This window comes from Pseudomonas sp. H3_A02, from assembly GCF_054671965.1.
The window spans coordinates 4,905,862-4,922,237 of record NZ_CP162807.1 but is presented as its reverse complement, the minus strand read 5'-3'; the positions used below and the strand labels follow the sequence as shown (position 1 = coordinate 4,922,237).

Annotated in this window: 12 protein-coding genes and 1 pseudogene; all 13 read right to left on the bottom strand. The window is 61.2% G+C overall.

Annotated features, from left to right (window positions below):
• Positions 1–162: 162 nt before the first annotated feature.
• The 13 genes and pseudogenes from AB4N80_RS21565 to AB4N80_RS21505 all read right to left on the bottom strand — a co-directional run bounded on the left by AB4N80_RS21565 (position 163) and on the right by AB4N80_RS21505 (position 16,253).
• A pseudogene (locus AB4N80_RS21565) lies at positions 163–1,801 on the bottom strand (BatD family protein).
• Entirely contained in the window at positions 1,798–3,537 is a 1,740-nt protein-coding gene (locus AB4N80_RS21560; protein WP_122566398.1) for a tetratricopeptide repeat protein, read from the bottom strand. Before AB4N80_RS21560 ends, AB4N80_RS21565 begins: the two are co-directional and overlap by 4 nt.
• Positions 3,534–4,613 carry a vWA domain-containing protein gene (locus tag AB4N80_RS21555; RefSeq protein WP_122566399.1) on the bottom strand — a complete coding sequence of 360 codons (1,080 nt, stop codon included), beginning with the start codon at positions 4,611–4,613 and terminating at the stop codon, positions 3,534–3,536. Before AB4N80_RS21555 ends, AB4N80_RS21560 begins: the two co-directional genes overlap by 4 nt.
• Positions 4,606–5,100, bottom strand: a complete 495-nt coding sequence (locus AB4N80_RS21550; protein WP_122566400.1) for a DUF4381 domain-containing protein — start codon at positions 5,098–5,100, stop codon at positions 4,606–4,608. Before AB4N80_RS21550 ends, AB4N80_RS21555 begins: the two co-directional genes overlap by 8 nt.
• Positions 5,097–6,041 carry a DUF58 domain-containing protein gene (locus AB4N80_RS21545; protein WP_122566401.1) on the bottom strand — a complete coding sequence of 315 codons (945 nt, stop codon included), beginning with the start codon at positions 6,039–6,041 and terminating at the stop codon, positions 5,097–5,099. The genes AB4N80_RS21550 and AB4N80_RS21545 overlap by 4 nt, the downstream gene beginning before the upstream one ends.
• A gap of 9 nt (positions 6,042–6,050) precedes the next feature.
• Positions 6,051–7,010: an AAA family ATPase gene (locus AB4N80_RS21540; protein ID WP_039589986.1), complete on the bottom strand. Its 960-nt coding sequence runs from the start codon at positions 7,008–7,010 to the stop codon at positions 6,051–6,053.
• 464 nt (positions 7,011–7,474) lie between these two features.
• A complete protein-coding gene (locus AB4N80_RS21535; protein ID WP_122566403.1) occupies positions 7,475–9,190 on the bottom strand; it encodes an ATP-binding cassette domain-containing protein in 1,716 nt (571 codons plus the stop codon).
• Positions 9,191–9,223: 33 nt separating this feature from the next.
• Positions 9,224–10,396 (bottom strand): YcaO-like family protein, encoded by a 1,173-nt coding sequence (locus AB4N80_RS21530; protein WP_460078717.1) that lies wholly within the window; start codon positions 10,394–10,396, stop codon positions 9,224–9,226.
• 543 nt (positions 10,397–10,939) lie between these two features.
• Positions 10,940–11,917, bottom strand: coding sequence for a 2-hydroxyacid dehydrogenase (locus AB4N80_RS21525; protein ID WP_122566404.1), 978 nt, complete (start codon positions 11,915–11,917; stop codon positions 10,940–10,942).
• Between the two features lie 15 nt (positions 11,918–11,932).
• Complete coding sequence (locus AB4N80_RS21520) at positions 11,933–13,231, bottom strand: MFS transporter (RefSeq protein WP_122566405.1); 1,299 nt, start codon at positions 13,229–13,231, stop codon at positions 11,933–11,935.
• 86 nt (positions 13,232–13,317) lie between these two features.
• Positions 13,318–14,298 carry a sugar kinase gene (locus AB4N80_RS21515; RefSeq protein WP_122566406.1) on the bottom strand — a complete coding sequence of 327 codons (981 nt, stop codon included), beginning with the start codon at positions 14,296–14,298 and terminating at the stop codon, positions 13,318–13,320.
• A complete protein-coding gene (locus tag AB4N80_RS21510; RefSeq protein WP_122566407.1) occupies positions 14,291–15,073 on the bottom strand; it encodes a sugar phosphate isomerase/epimerase family protein in 783 nt (260 codons plus the stop codon). Before AB4N80_RS21510 ends, AB4N80_RS21515 begins: the two co-directional genes overlap by 8 nt.
• 154 nt (positions 15,074–15,227) lie before the next feature.
• On the bottom strand, positions 15,228–16,253 hold the full coding sequence (locus AB4N80_RS21505; RefSeq protein WP_305492229.1) for a LacI family DNA-binding transcriptional regulator: 1,026 nt from the start codon (positions 16,251–16,253) through the stop codon (positions 15,228–15,230).
• Positions 16,254–16,376: the final 123 nt, after the last annotated feature.

Below are 16,376 nucleotides of genomic sequence, written 5' to 3'. Positions count from 1 at the left end.
CTGTGGCGAGGGAGCTTGCTCCCGCTGGGCTGCGCAGCGGCCCTTGTTTTGCGATTGCTGCGCAATCGAGCGGGAGCAAGCTCCCTCGCCACAAAAGCTCAAAAGCTCAAAAGCTCAAAAGCTCAAAAGCTCAAAAGCTACAAAGCTACAAAAAAGAGCGGTTTATTTAGGATAAAGCGGCGGCAATCCCGAATCACCCGCCGAATCCAGCGCCCCTTCGGTGGGCGGGATGGTGCGAATGGCCCGCCACAGGTCTTCACCCTGCCAATGCTGGCCGGTCTCGCTGTAGAGCGCGCCGTTGAGGCCGTCCAAGGCGTCGGACAGCGGCACGAAGCGCGCCGCCATGTCGGCCAGGGTCTCCGGTTGCTGGCGGGCCCAGGCGTCCAGGGCCTGGCGAGTGGCGTGGGGGTCGTTGGCCAGGCAGGTGCGCTTGAGATCATCCAGCAGGGTGCGCGGGCTTGGCCCGGCCTGGGTCGCGCGCAGGACGGCGGGCTGCGAGCGGGCTCGCCACCACAGGCCAAAGCCGAGCAGCGTGGTGCAGGCCAGGATCAGGCTGCTCAATTGCCAATACCACAGGCTGTCGCTCTCGACGGTCAGTGACGATCTGCGCCGTGCCGGCGGGCGTATCCACCATCAGGCTCGGATTGTTCGCCACTTGCAGGGTTCGCGCCGGGAGGCTGGTGCGATCCAGATGATCCTCCAGAGTGTTCCACCAGACCACTTCCACCGGAGGCAGCTCGATGGTGCCGCTGCGGTTGGGCACCAGCGCCTCGCGGTCTTCGCGACTGCCCACCAACCCGCGTTCACTGCTGCGGCTGCTGAGTACCGGCTGGTCCGGATAACGCCGCAGGCCATTGATCTCGGTGGCTGGCAGCGGTGGCAACTGGGCGCTGGCCAGGCCTTCGGCTTCCAGGGTCAGGCTGCGGGTCAGGGAGTCGCCGACCTGGCTGTGGGTCGGTTCCGGGCTCCAGCTTTCGCTCAAGGACAGGCTGCGTGCCGGCAACCAAGGCACGTCGGCCGGGTAGCTGGCGGGCTTGGGCTTGACGCTCAGTTGCAGTAGCTCGGAACTGACCCGCATCAATTGGCCGGGCTTGGGACCTGAAGGTGCGGCGTCCTGGGTCACCGGTTCGACCAGGGTAGCGCTGAAGGTCTGGGCCGGGATCGTCAACTCGCCGCTGCGCTGCGGGTAGATGCCATAACGCAGTTCGATCACGCCGTGGCGCACATCGTTGATGACCTTTTCATAGGTGCGCGATTCCCCCAGTTGTTCGGTGCGGGCATCGGGGATGTGCAGCGGCGTCAGGCTACTGTCGTCGTACAGCGACACCGAATGGTAGATGCGCAGGGTCAGGATCGCCTGGGCCTGCACGTACACGTCGCGCTGGTCGAGGCTGGCCTCGATGAACACAGGCGCCAAGGTCCCCGAGGCATTGCGGGTTTCGCTTTCGATGACTTGCAGGGTGATGGGCTGGCTGCTCACCTCGCCCAGTTGCAGTGGAGGAATGACCACGGTGCCGCTTCGACGCGGCAGTAGGGTGACGATCCAGCGGGTGGTGGCGCGGTTCTCGCCGTCGAGGGTGGTCAGTTGGTTGACCTGGCGGGTGCCGCGCACATCGAACAAGGCCTGGAGCGGGCCCAGGTCGGGTTTGCCGAACAACGTGGCGTCATTGGATTCCAGGGTCAGTTCCACCGTTTCCCCGGAGTTCAGGCGGCTGCGGTCCACACTGGCCGTCAGCTGTGCAGCCTGGGTTCCAGAGGCCCAGAGCAGCAAGACGAGGAGGTAGGAGGTGAAGCGGGTCATGGGGTTTTTCCCTGGGCCTGATGGCTTTGCTGTTCATACCAGAATTTACGCCTGAGCAGCTCGCCGGGATTGTCCGGGATCTGGCGCAGCCATTGTTCCATGGCCTGGCGTTGTTCTTCTTCATTGCGCTGGCCGGCGGCGGGACGCAGCGGCGGCGTGGTGGTCTGCTCGTCAGGCAGCTCGCTGCCCGGCACATCCTGGGCGGTGGGCGCTTGTGCCGTCCGTGGAGGCTGGGATTGGTCCGGCGTCGTGGTGGCCTCGGTGGAAGGTTGACCCGCTTCGGAAGTTTGACTCGTCGAAGTGCTATCCGGCGTTTGCTCGGCAGGGCCCGCTTCCTCGCTTTCGACAGGCTTGGGCTCTGGCGTCGTCGGTGGTGCCTGTTCCTTCAGCAGGTTCTGTACCAGGGCCTTGTTGGTCTGGGCCGGGCGCAGGTCGGGTTGTAATTCCAGGGCTTGTTCATAGGCATCGAGTGCGGCTTCCAGCTCACCGCTCCGGGCCAGGGCATTGCCACGATTGTAGTGGGCACGGGCGTCGTTGCCTTCGGCGAAACGCTGGGCGGCTTCGCCGTATTGGCCGGCTTCGTACAGGGCGACGCCTTGCCATTGGCTGTCTTCGAAGTGGACGGCGGCTTCGGCGGGGCGCTTCTGCTTGAGCAAGTGCTGGCCCTGTTGGTCGGGGCGCAACCACAGGTCCTGGAATTCGAAGGCATGGCCGGTTTGCGGCAAGACGAACAGCAGCGGCAGGCAGAACAGCCAGCCTCGACGCCCGGCGCAGGCGGCCAACAGCAACAACGGCAGGAGCAGCCAATAACCCTGGTCGGCCCAGGTGTCCAGGCGCAACGTCTGGCCGTCACTGCGCAGGTGACGAGGACCGTCCAGCAGGCCCAGGCCGCGCAGGTCGCTGTCGTCCAGCCGCGCCGGTCGGTAGCGGCCGTCCAGTTCGTTGGCGAAGGCCTTGAGGCCCGGGTTGTCCAGGCGCGGCACCAGGATCGAGCCTTGGGCATCCTTGAGGTAACTGCCATCGGCCTGGGCCACCGGTGCGCCTTCGCGGGTACCGATGCCCAGCATCAGCCATTGTGTGGTGGAACCGTCCAGGACCTGGCGGATGCCTTGACGTTCCTGTTCGTTCAACGACGAACCGATCAGCAGGATCCGACCGTGACCGAGTTCACCTTGATCCAGCAGGGCCATGGCTTTATGAACGGCCAGATCGGCGCGATGACCGCTTTGGGGCATGATCGATGGCGCGAGGGCTTCGAGCAGGTTGGTGCTGGTGGCCAGGTCGTCGGACAGCGGCACCAGCGTGTGGGCGCTGCCGGCATAGACGATGATCGCGGTCTGGGCATCGCTGCGGTTCTGCAACAGGTCCAGCACCTTGCGCCGGGCCTGTTCCAAGCGCGTGGGCGGGACATCGGTGGCGAGCATTTCCGGGGTCAGTTCCAGTATCACCACCAGCGGATCGGCGGGTTTCTGGCTGGTCTGTTCGACCCGCGCCCAGCTCGGCCCCAGCAACGCCAGCACGATCAACAGCCAGCCCAGGCCCAGGGCAATCCACGGCAGCCGGCTTTCCCGGCCACTGCCACCACTGAGCAGTACGGCATGAAAGGCCGGCGGCAGGATCATCTGCCAGCGTCCCACGCGTTTCTGCCGATGCCACAGTTGCCAGAGCAACCAGCCCAGCAACGGCAGCAGCAACACGAACCAGGGGCGTAGCCAGTGTGGCCAGAGGGCGATCATCGACGCCTCCGCAAGCGCAGGCGCTTGAGCCGCTGGCGCCACTCGGTGTGTTGGGCCGGCCGGAACAGTGCTTGGTTGAGCAGGCGTTGCAGCGGATTGTCCGGCCAGCGCGCCCGGGCCACCAGCAACATGCTCAACAGCAGCGCAACGGCCAGGGGCCAGTGATACAGCGCCAGGGCAGGGCGCGCCTGGGTCGGTTGCTGGGTCACCGGTTCGAGCTGGTCGAGGGTGGTCTTGATCGCCAGCAATTGCTCACCATCCTGGGCCCGAAAATAGCGACCGCCCGTGACCTGGGCAATGTCCTTGAGGGTCGGTTCGTCGAGGTCCAGGCTCGGGTTGACGCCGAGGAAGCCTGCGGTGCCGCTTTGCTCCGGGTCGGCACCGATGCCGATCGGGTAGATTTTCACGCCCTCATCGGCGGCCAGTTGCGCGGCGGTCAATGGATCGATTTCGCCGCCGTTGTTGGCACCATCAGTGACCAGGATCAACACACGACTGTGGGCCGGACGTTGGCGCAGGCGCTTGAGGGCCAGGCCGATGGCATCGCCGATGGCGGTGTTCTTGCCGGCGATGCCGATGCGCGCCTCGTCGAGCCAACGACGTACGGTGCGGCGGTCGAAGGTCAGCGGTGCCTGCAAATAGGCCTGGCTGCCGAACAGGATCAGGCCGACCCGGTCACCTTCGCGGCCTTCGAGAAAATCCCCGAGCATGTGCTGGACCAGCGCGAGGCGGCTGACCTCTTCGTCCTTCCACTGCATGTCGGGAAAGTCCATGGAGCCCGAGACGTCCACCGCCACCAGCAGGTCGCGACCGCTGGCGGCAATGGGCAGCGGTTCTCCCAGCCACTGCGGCCGGGCGGCGGCGATCAGCAACAGCAGCCAGAGCAGGATAAAGGGCGCTTGTTGTCGCCAGGTCGGCAGATTGGCCCGGGCCCGACGGCCCACCAGGCCTTCCAGGTCGTCGAGGAAACTGACCTTGAGCGCCGGCTCACCGCTGTCGGCCGCCGGCAGCACCAGGCGCATCAGCCAGGGCAGCGGCAACAGGGCGAACACCCACGGCCAGGCGAATTCAAACATGTTTGCGGATCCAGATTTCCACCGCCTGGGTCAGGCCGGCGATGGCTTTGTCATCGAGCTTGCATTCGGGCTTGTAGGCGCCTTCCACCAGTACCATCCAGCGTGTCAGGCCGGCGGCCGGGCAACGGTTATCCAGGAAGGCCAGCCATTTGCGCCCGTTGAGGGTGTGGCTCTGGCTGTAGGGGTAGTGGTTGCGACACAGGCGCTTGAGCAGCCCGTTAAGTTGCTGCAACCAGGCACCGGCCGGGGCGCCGTCGTAGGGCTTGGGCAGCCGGGCGAGTTCGGCCAGGGCGGCCAGGCGCACCGGGTCCAGGGGTTGCTCGCTGCGGTCGGTGATGCGCTTGGCGGGAATGAACCGGCGCAATTGCCACAGCCCCAGGCCGAGCAAGGGCAACATCACCAGCAGCAACCACCAGCCCGGCGCGGGCGGCCAGAAGCCAATGGGCGGTGGCGCCATCAGCGGCTGCAATTGATCGAGACTGCTCATCGGCTTTTCCCGGCCCGCTTGGGGTTCAGGTATTCACGCAACTGCTCGACCATGTCGCCCTGGGTGCTCAGGGGCATCATCAGGATTCGCAGCTTCTGCGCCAGCAGTTCCCAACGCGCCTGGCGGGCCTCGGCCTGGGCGCGATAGGCCTGGCGCAGTTCGAAATTCAGGGTGTCGAGCTCCAGTTGGGCGTCGCGCTGGGCGAAACGCAGCAAGCCGGCGGCGGGCAAGGCGTGATCCAGCGGGTCGGACAGCGGCAGCAGCAACAAGTCGCAATGGCGTGACAGCAGGCTCAGTTGCTGCTCGGCGCTGTTGGACAGGGCACGTTCGTCGCAAATCACGATCACCAGGCTGCCGGGCCGCAGCACTTCCCGGGCCCGGCGCAGGGCGATGCCGAACGAGTCGCGGTCCGGCTCGCCCTCGGTGTGCAGTGACTGGTTGACCCGCACCAGCCGGTTGAGCAATTGCAACAGGCTCTGTTTGCTGCGTCGCGGCTTGACCTCGTAATGGGTGTTGTTGCCGAACACCAGGCCGCCGACCCGGTCGTTATGCCCCAGCGCGGCCCAGCCGATCAGGCTGGCGGCCTGGGCGGCGAGTACCGATTTGAACATCAGCCCCGAGCCGAAGAACAACCGATGGCTTTGCTCGATCATGATGAAGATCGGCCGCTCCCGCTCTTCGTGGAACAGCTTGGTGTGGGGCTCCTGGGTCCGGGCGGTGACGCGCCAGTCAATGGTGCGTACGTCGTCGCCGGCCTGATAGACCCGCACCTGGTCGAAATCCACCCCGCGCCCGCGCAGCTTGGAGTGATGCAAGCCGATCAGCGGGCTGCGCTGGCCCGGTGTCGAGAACAGTTGCACCTCGCGCACGCGATGGCGCATCTCGATCAGCTCCGAAAGGCTGACGCGGATGCCCGGTGCGGGCGCCAGGGGGTTATTCATGACGCATGCTCAAGCGACAGCGACGACGTCGAGAATCCGCTGCACGACCCGATCCTGGTCGATGCCGGCGGCCTCGGCTTCGAACGACAGGATGATGCGATGGCGCAGCACGTCGAACAGCACGGCCTGGATATCTTCCGGGCTGACAAAGTCGCGTCCGGCCAGCCAGGCATGGGCACGGGCGCAGCGGTCCAGGGCGATGGAACCCCGCGGACTGGCGCCGTAGGCGATCCACTCGGCCATTTCCGGATCGAACTTGGCCGGGTTGCGAGTGGCCATGATCAGTTGCACCAGGTATTCCTCCACGGCGTCGGCCATGTACAACCCGAGGATTTCCTTGCGGGCGGAGAAGATCGCCTGCTGGCTCACGCGGCGTTCGGGCTTGGTTTCGCCGTTCAGTGCTTCACCCCGGGCCTGCTGGAGGATGCGGCGTTCCACGGCAGCATCGGGAAAGCCAATCTTGACGTGCATCAGGAACCGGTCGAGCTGGGCTTCGGGCAGCGGGTAGGTGCCTTCCTGCTCGATCGGGTTCTGCGTGGCCATCACCAGGAACAGCGGCGACAGTTCATAGGTGCTGCGCCCGACACTGACCTGACGCTCGGCCATGGCTTCGAGCAGGGCCGACTGGACCTTGGCCGGGGCGCGGTTGATTTCGTCCGCCAACACCAGGTTGTGGAAAATCGGCCCTTGCTGGAACACGAAGCTACCGGTTTCCGGGCGGTAGATTTCCGTGCCGGTGATGTCGGCGGGCAGCAGGTCGGGGGTGAACTGGATGCGATGGAACTGCGCTTCGATGCCCTCGGCCAGCTCTTTGATGGCCTTGGTCTTGGCCAGCCCAGGCGCGCCTTCCACCAGCATATGACCGTCGGCGAGCAGGGCGATGAGCAGGCGCTCGATGAGTTTTTCCTGGCCGAGAATCTGCGTTGAAAGAAAGGTTCGCAGCGCAAGCAGCGCTTCACGATGTTCCATCGGTGACTGTTCCTGGAAAGGGTGGCCCCAGGCGTTCGGATAACGCCGGGGCTGGGGGCGTTACTTTAATGCATGGCGGGGGTTGGCGACTAACGGGATTTTGTCTGGTGTGCGGATTTGTGATCGGTTTGGATCTGGTGTGGGAGCGGGCTTGCTCGCGAAGGCGGTGTGTCAGCCGATGAGAAGGTTGCCTGACACGAAGCCTTCGCGAGCAAGCCCGCTCCCACAGAGACCTGTGGTGAACACCGATTCGATTAGCACCCGAGATCAGTGTGGGAGCCGAGCTTGCTCGCGATGACGGCGGGACATTCGACTTCAATGCAGCCTGAGCCACCGCCATCGCGAGCAAGCTCAGCTCCCACAGGGGTTGGCGGTGAACACCGAAGCCATGAACACCCGAGATCAGTGTGGAGCTTGCTCGCGATTACCTTAGTAGATCCGGCACCTCATATTTCCGCTTTCCGCTAGTTTTGCATCCGAATCTCATCCACCAGCAGCCTGATTGCTGGCCTGTCGATTAGATCCCGCCACGGACCATCCTCCACGATTGCCCCGTCATGCATCACAATGACCCGGTCAAACCGATATAGGTGGTCAACGTCATGGGTGACACATATCAACCCCTGCCCGGCAAAAACGTCGAATAACAGGTCCCAAAGAGGCGTGGTCAGCCTAGGTTCGATGGATGCGCTTGGCTCGTCGAACAAATTGAATTTTCCGGGCTTGTTGATCAGGCGCAGCAGTGATAGGCGTTTGGCTTCGCCTCCGGAGATATTCGATGCATTTTCGCTGATCTGCCGTGTTGTCACGATCTCATCCAGTTCCAATTGCCGTATGGCTCTAGACAAAATCGGCGATGCGCTGCCTCCGAACAGAACCGATTGTTCAAAAGAGCCTTCCAGAAACCGCGGTTGTTGGGGGCAGTATCTCAAGGCGTCCAAGTGAGCTTGACCGGACAAAAGTGAGACCGGTACCGAGTCGATACTCAGTTGGTCTCGCTTTGATGCATCAAGCCCGGCGAGGACTTCCAGAAAAGTGGTCTTGCCTGCGCCGCTAGGGCCCGTAACGGCCACTGACTGCCCTTGAGCAAATGCCAGGGAACGCTTGATCGACAGGCGAAGCGGTCCCGTTCCTGCCACTTCGCAGGGGCCGAGTTCCAGAACTGAGGGCCGCTGGAAATCAACCCAGGCCAGCCGATTGCTGCGATCGAAATCCGGAAGTGATAGCAGGCCTTGAAATTGACGCTGGTCTGCAAGGAACTGATCAAGAACACGATACCCTTCAGTCAAGGTTGAAATACTGAGCAGATAATTCCCCGCGATTGAAAAAATGGCAACCAGCTGCCCGACACTGATACTGGGATGACTCGAAAGTTGGTCCACGACGCCCCAGTAGAGCAATCCCCCGGTGGAAAGGCTTACGAACAGTATCTTGGCGGTGCTTAGCAGGCCGCCAGATGATGCCGTGGTTACCGCAGCGTTGGCATAACGCTCGAACGCCGCGTTCAACGGGTGCAGCGCAGTAGGTATGGCACTTTCCAGTTTTATGATTTTTCCCGCGTTGAGGGTGTTGTAGAGATGGGCACTTAATTCATCTTCCTGTTCATTGACTGCATCGATGTGCTTTCTCCGCCATCTGATAATTTTATGGGTGGCTGCCAGATAAATAATTCCGAACGCCGTCATGCTCAAAAAAATCTCACCGCCCCCGATGTAAATGAAAGCAGTTCCAACAACTACGAATTCCAAGAATACGGGAAGTGCAATGGTTACAATGAAAGTGAGTAGTTGCTCGTGCGCAGTAATTCCGCGCTCGACCGATTTGATGAAACGGCCGATTCTCCAAGAGTTGAATGACGCAAACTCTTTGCCTATGAGTTCGGTGATCCACTCAATGGAAGCGTTCATGATAATGCTCTGTACCAGCTTGGACAGCGCATGGATTTGCAGCGGAGTGATGATGGCATGAATGCATCCCGCGACAATCAGGCCTGTCGTCAGTGCGAGCAGGGTGCTGGATGCTGGGTTTCTGCTGCCTTGCAGGGTGTCGATGATGGTTCCGAGTAACAGTGGAGGGGCAAGTGTGATGAATTTGAGTGCGATGATTGTGGCTATAGTCATCGCTAGAAGTTTGGTGTATTTTTTATAGGCGTTTTTTATCATTGTCCGGATGCTGTGCATGTACTCGCTCCTGGTTGCTTCGTGTTCGATGGTTCAACCGCGTAACACGTACTGAGGTACCACTAGGCGACCGTTTCTAATGATGTTAAAGCGCTCAAGTCCTGGAATATAAATTTGAGTGACGATGCTGTTGTCTGAAAAACGGGCTACCGTTCGGCGAAATATTTTCATTCCTTTGTTTGATAAGTTTTTTTGCAGTGCTTCTAGTTGTGCGGAAACTGTCAAAGAGTCGATGTGTGCAGGGGTGTCAATTATAGGGAGTGTCGCTCTTGTGACGGGTGCGAAGTCAATCAGGTGTTTCAGGTGCCTTGATTTAGATAGTAGATCAAAGGTTTGGCTATCTATAGATTCTTCAACGGCATCATATAAGTCTTCGGACTGGAACTGTTCAGTAACTGCTCTTTGGATTGCAGTATGGATTTCAAGCGAGCATCCGGAGCCAATGGGTGAAAGATGGTGCACTCCAGGGCCCGCTTTGGGAAATGCTACTGCAAAATAAACTGACAGCACGTCCTTGATAACGATCACTTGCAGGCTGTTCGCTGACGCCAATGCAACGGGGTGGCTCCTGAGCGCTGTTTGAAGCAAGTCGGTAGAAGGTGTGTATAGCTCCATTGTCGGACCAAGGCCACAGACAGCCATGTAGAAAAGAGACAGGATATGCCTCTCGATTGTTTCGTGGGCACCATGTAATAGTGCTTCGTTCTCTGTGCAACCAAAAGCAATTCCTGAATTTGATGAGTAGCGAGATAGAAAGCGCAGTGCGGAATGCGAATCTTCGTGGATGTTTTGCGTCGTTTTAGGGCATAGAAGGACGCACGGCGCGAATAGATCTTCATTATTGTTGAGCGAGGTAAGCCTAAAGCACTCGATTAATTTTTCGGTGTGAGGCAGGCTGGTAAAAATCCCATCTTCTGTAACTGCTTTTTGAGTCGCTATATTGTCGGTGCTATATAGTATGGGAGCATCAGCAAGAGGCTGAAACGTGCTGAAGTGTTCAATGCTTTCTGCCAGTGCACCTATTAGTGAGTCTGGTCCTTTGCCAGCCCCCGATTCAACGAAGTTATCGTTGCCATCAAACAGTTCTGCCGTCGCTACTAGCTTGGATGGTGTCGTATACCGTGTTACTGCACTGAGACCCAGTGTATGGAGCGTGGACATGATATTGAATAGCGCTTCGGTGGGTGATAGTTCTCGTTCTGACATATGGATCTCCATTGAAGGATGCCGAAAGAAGAACCTTTCGGCATCTGTTTGCCGATAATTAATCGGTCACTGGCTTAGTTGGTCAGCGATGCGAAAAAATCGGCTTCCGTTGCGAGGAGGTCTTTAGAAAGGCCTAATGCTTGCGGCAGGCCAAAAAAGGTATGATTTATTTCAGAGCGTTTCCTACCCATGTCGATGTACTCCAATGTAGTTAATGGGCGTCGCGACGCGAGCGCCCAACTTGCGATTGTTCGCAAGTGATTAATTAATAGCATTGGGGTGAAGTGAAAGGCTATTGCGCGACTTCCGAGGCTGACGTAGGTTCGTTCTTGTCATTGAGTAGGAGGGGGGTGTAGGAATGTAGCTGCTTTGTTGAAAGTGTGGTCTCTCTCTACTGTTCTCTCCGTTTGGGATGTTTATATTATTTTAAGCAAGGATCAAAAGGATAATCTGCCCGGAAAGGTTGTGTTGCGTGCACATCTAGATGAACACAGTTGCCATCGCGACCCTGCTCGCGATGGCATATTCGAAGGCGGCAATAGGTCAGCCTTTCCACGCCCCCGCATTCACCAGATTCACCGGCCGCTCCCCCGCCAATGCCGCCAACAGGTTGTCCACCGCACAGCGCGCCATCGCTTCCCGGGTCTCGTGGGTGGCCGAGCCCATGTGCGGCGTCGCGACCACGTTGTCCATCTGCAATAGCGGCGAATCGGCATTCAAGGGTTCGCGCTCGAATACATCCAGCCCCGCGCCACGGATCTGTTTGTTGCGCAGGGCCTCGATCAGCGCCGTTTCATCCACCACCTTGCCTCGGGAGATGTTGATGAAGATGCTCTCGGGACGCATCTGCGCGAACGCTTGGGCACCGATCAGCCCTTGAGTCTCAGCGGTCAAGGGCAGGGTCAGGCAGATAAAGTCCGCCTGCCGCAACAGCGTTTCGAGGCTGCAATAACGGGCGTTGAAACGCTGCTCGACCGCAGGCTTGGGCGAATGGCTGTGGTAGAGCACTGGCATGCCGAAGCCGAAGTGCCCGCGTTGGGCCAAGGCTTCGCCGATGCGCCCCATGCCGATGATACCCAAGGTCTTGCCATGGACGTCGGTGCCGAAATGCCGGGGGCCGATGCTCTGTTGCCAGCCGCCTTCGCGGATCAGATTGGCCAGTTCCACCACGCGCCGGGCGGTTGCCAGGATCAGGGCGAACCCAGTGTCGGCGGTGGTTTCGGTCAGCACGTCCGGGGTGTTGCTGAGCAGGATCCGGCGTTCGGTCAGGTAGTCGATGTCGTAGTTATCGACTCCCACCGAGACGCTGGCGATGGCTTGCAGGTTCGGCGCCAGGTCCAGCAGCGCCGCATCCAGCTTGAGGCTGGCGCCGAGCAGGCCGTGGGCGGTGGGGAGGGCGTCGCGCAGTTGCGCCAGGCCCTGGGCATCCAGGCGTTCGATGAGCGTGACTTGGGCCTGGGCTTGCAGGCGAGCCATCAATTGAGGTGACAGCGTTTTGTACAACACCACGTGCTTTTTCATGGGATGGGTCTCGATTCAGGAACGGGCGGGCGCCGGGTGTGGCGTCGCGGGGTTGGAGACGTCCCGGTCGCTGGCGCCGGGCTTGAGGGCGAGGGTCAGCACCACCGAGAGCAGCAACGCGCCGCTCATCAACAGGAAGGACATGCCAGGGGAGCCGGTGGTGCCGTTGAGGTAGCCCACCAGGTACGAGCCGCCGAACGACCCCAGCGCGCCCATGCTGTTGATCAAGGCCATGGCGCCGCCAGCGACGTTGGCCGGGAGGATTTCCGGAACGATGGCGAAGAACGGACCGTAGGGCGCGTACATGCAAGCGCCGGCGACCACCAGCAAACCATAGGACCACCAGAAGTGCTCGGCCCCCAGCAGGTAAGAGGCGTAGAACGCGATGGAGGCGATCAGCAGCGGCGGCCAGACAAAACGCTTGCGCTTCTGCGCCTTGTCCGACGCCCAGGACACCACCAGCATGCCGATCACCGCCGCCAGGTACGGCAAGGACGACAGCCACCCGGCCTCGACCATGTTCATCTGCAAGCCGGCCTTGAGGATCGACGGCAACCACAGCACAAACCCGTAGACGCCGATGCTCCAGCAGAAAAACTGCAACGCCAGGATGATCACCTTGGGTGAACGGAAGGCTTCGGCGTAGTTCTTCACCGCCTTGATGCCGACCTGTTCGGCCGCCAAGGCACTTTCCAGGTCGTGTTTTTCCTGGTCGCTGAGCCACTTGGCCTGGGCCGGACGATCATCGGCCAGGCGCCACCAGATAAAGGCCCAGAGCACCGCCGGCAGGCCTTCGATGATGAACATCCAGCGCCAGTCGAATTGCTGCACCAGGTAACCCGAGACCACGGACATCCACAGCATGGTCACCGGGTTGCCGAGGATCAGGAAGGTATTGGCGCGCGAGCGTTCGGCCCGGGTGAACCAGTGGCACAGGTACACCAGCATCGCCGGCATGACGGCGGCCTCGACTACCCCGAGCATGAAGCGGATCACGATCAGCCAGTAAGCGTTGGAGACCACGCCTGTCAGGGTGGCCAGAGAACCCCAGAGGATCAGGCTGACGAAGATCAGCTTCTTCACGCTGTGCTTTTGCGCGTAGATCGCCCCCGGGACCTGAAAGAAAAAGTAGCCGAGGAAAAACAGTGCGCCCAGCAGCGACGAGAGTCCTGGGGTGATCATCAGGTCTTCGGCCATGCCCGAGGCGGCGGCAAAGCCATAGTTGGCACGGTCGAGGTAGGCCAGGCTGTAGGTGATGAAGACGATGGGCATGATGTACCACCAGCGGCGGGTGGCGAGGTTGAGCGTTTGCATGTCGTTGACTCCTGAGCTTGTTGTTTTTGTTGCAGCAGGTGCGTTTGTGGTGGCTTCAATCGCGAGCAAGCTCGCTCCCACAGGGGTTAACTCGACCCTATGTGGGAGCGAGCTTGCTCGCGATCGACGGTTTCAAATTCAGCCAATAACTCAAGGCGCGTCGGCAACCCTTCCATATCCCCACGGCTCTGCACCGCGCGGCTGCCAATCCAGTTGGCGCGCTGCACGGCCTCGGGGATGGCGCGGCCTTCGAGCAATGCGCTGATCAGGCCGACGGCGAAGCCATCCCCGGCGCCCACGGTGTCCACCACCTGGGCCACCGGCACGCCGGCGATGACGCCTTCGTCCTGCGGCGTGCGGTAATAGGCGCCGTCCGCGCCGAGCTTGATCACGACGATTTCGGCGCCTTGGTCCAAGTAGAACGCGGCGATGTCAGCCGGATCGTCGAAACCAGTCAGCAGCCGGCCTTCGCCAAGCCCCGGCAAGACCCAGTGGGCGAGGGCGGCGAGGCGATTGATTTCGGTGATCATCATCGCCTCGCTGCGCCATAGGCTCGGCCTCAGGTTCGGGTCGAACGACAGGCTGCGGCCGGCCTCGCGCACGCGGCTCATCAATTCAAAGGACATTTCGCGGGCCGTGACCGACAGCGCCGGGACGATGCCAGTGGCGTGCAAGTGACGCGCTTCAAGCAACGCTGGGGCGATGGAGTCGATCGACAAATGACTGGCCGCCGAGCCGCGCCGGAAATACTCGACTTGCGGGTCGCTGCCATCGACGGTACGAGATTTGAACTGAAAGCCGGTGGGGTGCTCCGGGTCGACCGCCACGTGACGACAATCCAGGCCTTCGTTTTCCAGCGTCTGTGTCACGAAGCGCCCCAGTGAATCGGCGCCGACCCGGCTCAGCCACGCCACCTTGAAGCCCAGCCGCGAAAGCCCAATGGCCACGTTACTGTCGGCTCCGGCGATGCGTTTGTGAAACTGGTCGACGCTGGCCAGGTCACCGTGCTGATCCGCTACCAGCATCGCCATGGTTTCGCCGAACGACAGCACATCGAATTCAGACATGGACAGGCTCCCGGCGTGATTGCCCGAGGCGGGACAGGGTGGCGACATGGCTAGCGGTTAATTGCAGCAGGTCATCGCCTTGCAGCGGGTATTCGGCGGCTCGCATCACGCCAGGGGGCATGTGCTTGAGCAGTTGTTCCCACAGGTGCAGGTCGGTCATGCCCGGAGGCACGGCGACGAGTTTGCCGTCGGCGCGCCGGGCCACGGCCTTGCAGTGCACATACGCCACATGCCGTCCGAGCTGTCGGGCGGCCACGGCGGCCGATTGGTCCTGCCATTGCCAGTTGCCAATGTCGAAGGTCATGGCGACGGTCAGCGCTTGGTGCTCCACGGCCGTGAAGAACCGTTGCAACGGTTCTATCCGTCCGCCCTGCAAGGTCTGGTCGTTTTCCACCAGCAACTGCACCGGGCTCGCGGCGAGCACCTGGGCCAGTGCCGACAGGTCATTGGAGTCGGTGAAATGACCGAGGGAGACTTTCAGCCAAGTCGAACCGAACGCCTCGCCGCGTTGCAAGGCCAGCGCCAGGGCGGGGTTGGGCCTGGACTGGCCGGCGAGCCACAGTTCCAGTGGTGACGAGAAGATACTTTGCAGCCCCTGGGCCCGGGCAGCGGCGGCCAATTCAGTGGGCTGTTCGGTGGTGAGCAATTCTTCGCGCCATTCGATGCGTGAGGCACCGGCAGCGGCCAACAGGTCGATGAAACGGCCTTGGCCATGCTGCCGCACCAGGTCGGCGCCGTAGCTGGAAAGACTGATGGAGACGGGTGGATTGTGCATTGTTGTTATACCTCTGAAACCGGTTTCAGTTTTGTTCAAAAAAAGGGTGGTGCGCTTCAGTGCCTCATCGCGAGCAAGCTCGCTCCCACACTGGATCTGTGGCGCACTGAAGATCCCTGTGGGAGCGAGCTTGCTCGCGATAGGTCCCTCACCATCACCGACCATTCCCAAGCGTCGACCCACGCTCAATCAACCGCGCCGCAAAATCCAGGGTCCGCACCGGCCCGTTGTCACCGCGCAAGCGCTTGAGCAGGCACTCGAACGCGCTGGCGCCGATCTGCGCTGTCGGTTGGGCCAGGGCTGTTATGCCGCTGCCCACCAGGGGGTACCAATCCAGGTCATCGAGGGCGATCAGGCCCACGTCGTCGAACAAGTGACAACCCAGCTCGCGCAATACCGTCGTGGCGGCCAGGGCGGCGATGCCATTGGCGCAGAACAACGCCTTGGGGCCATGGCCAGGCTGGGCAAGAAAGGTCTTGATGCGCGTGGTCAACTGATCACAGGTTTCCACCACGGCGCCGGCCAGGGCAGGGCGTCGTTGGATGCCGGCGTTGAAACTCCCGACCCGCTCGATTCGCGAACTGGTGCCATCGAACGGTTCGGTCACCAGCAATAGGTCGCGGTAGCCCCGTTGTTCGAGGTGATCAAGGGCCATTTCGACGGCCGCCGGGTTGTCCAGCCCGACCAGGTCGCTGTCGAGCTGATCGACCTTGCGATCCACCAGCACCAGAGGCATTTCGCTGCGCAGTTCGAACAGTTCGTCACGGTGGTGACCCAAGGTGTTCACGATCAGCCCTTCGATGTTGTAGGCGCGCAGCAGTGCCAGGTGCTGGCGTTCCTGCTCGTCATCGCGGTCGGTGTTGCACACCACCAAGCTGTAGCCGTGGCGACGACAGGCGGTTTCCACGCCATGCATCACGGCAATCGAATAAGGGTTGCGGATATCGGCCACCAGCATGCCGATCAGGCGTGTGCGCCCGCGCTTGAGGCCGCGGGCCATCTGGTTCGGCCGGTATCCCAGCTCACTGATGGCCTGCTCGATACGCCGGGCGATGGCCTCGGAGAGCAGGGCGCGGTCCTCGCCGATGAAACGCGAGACACTGGCCTTGGAGACCCCGGCGCGTTCGGCGACGTCGAGCATGGTCACGCGGTTGCGCTGGGCGGCGGAGAAAGAATTCACGGATTGAAACCTGCTTATTGGATTTATTAGTGGCTCTGAAACCGGTTTCAGGAAACACCAGAACCCAATCGATCGTCAAGGGCGACGTGTCAGAGGCACGACCGACGGTGGTTCGCTTCAGTC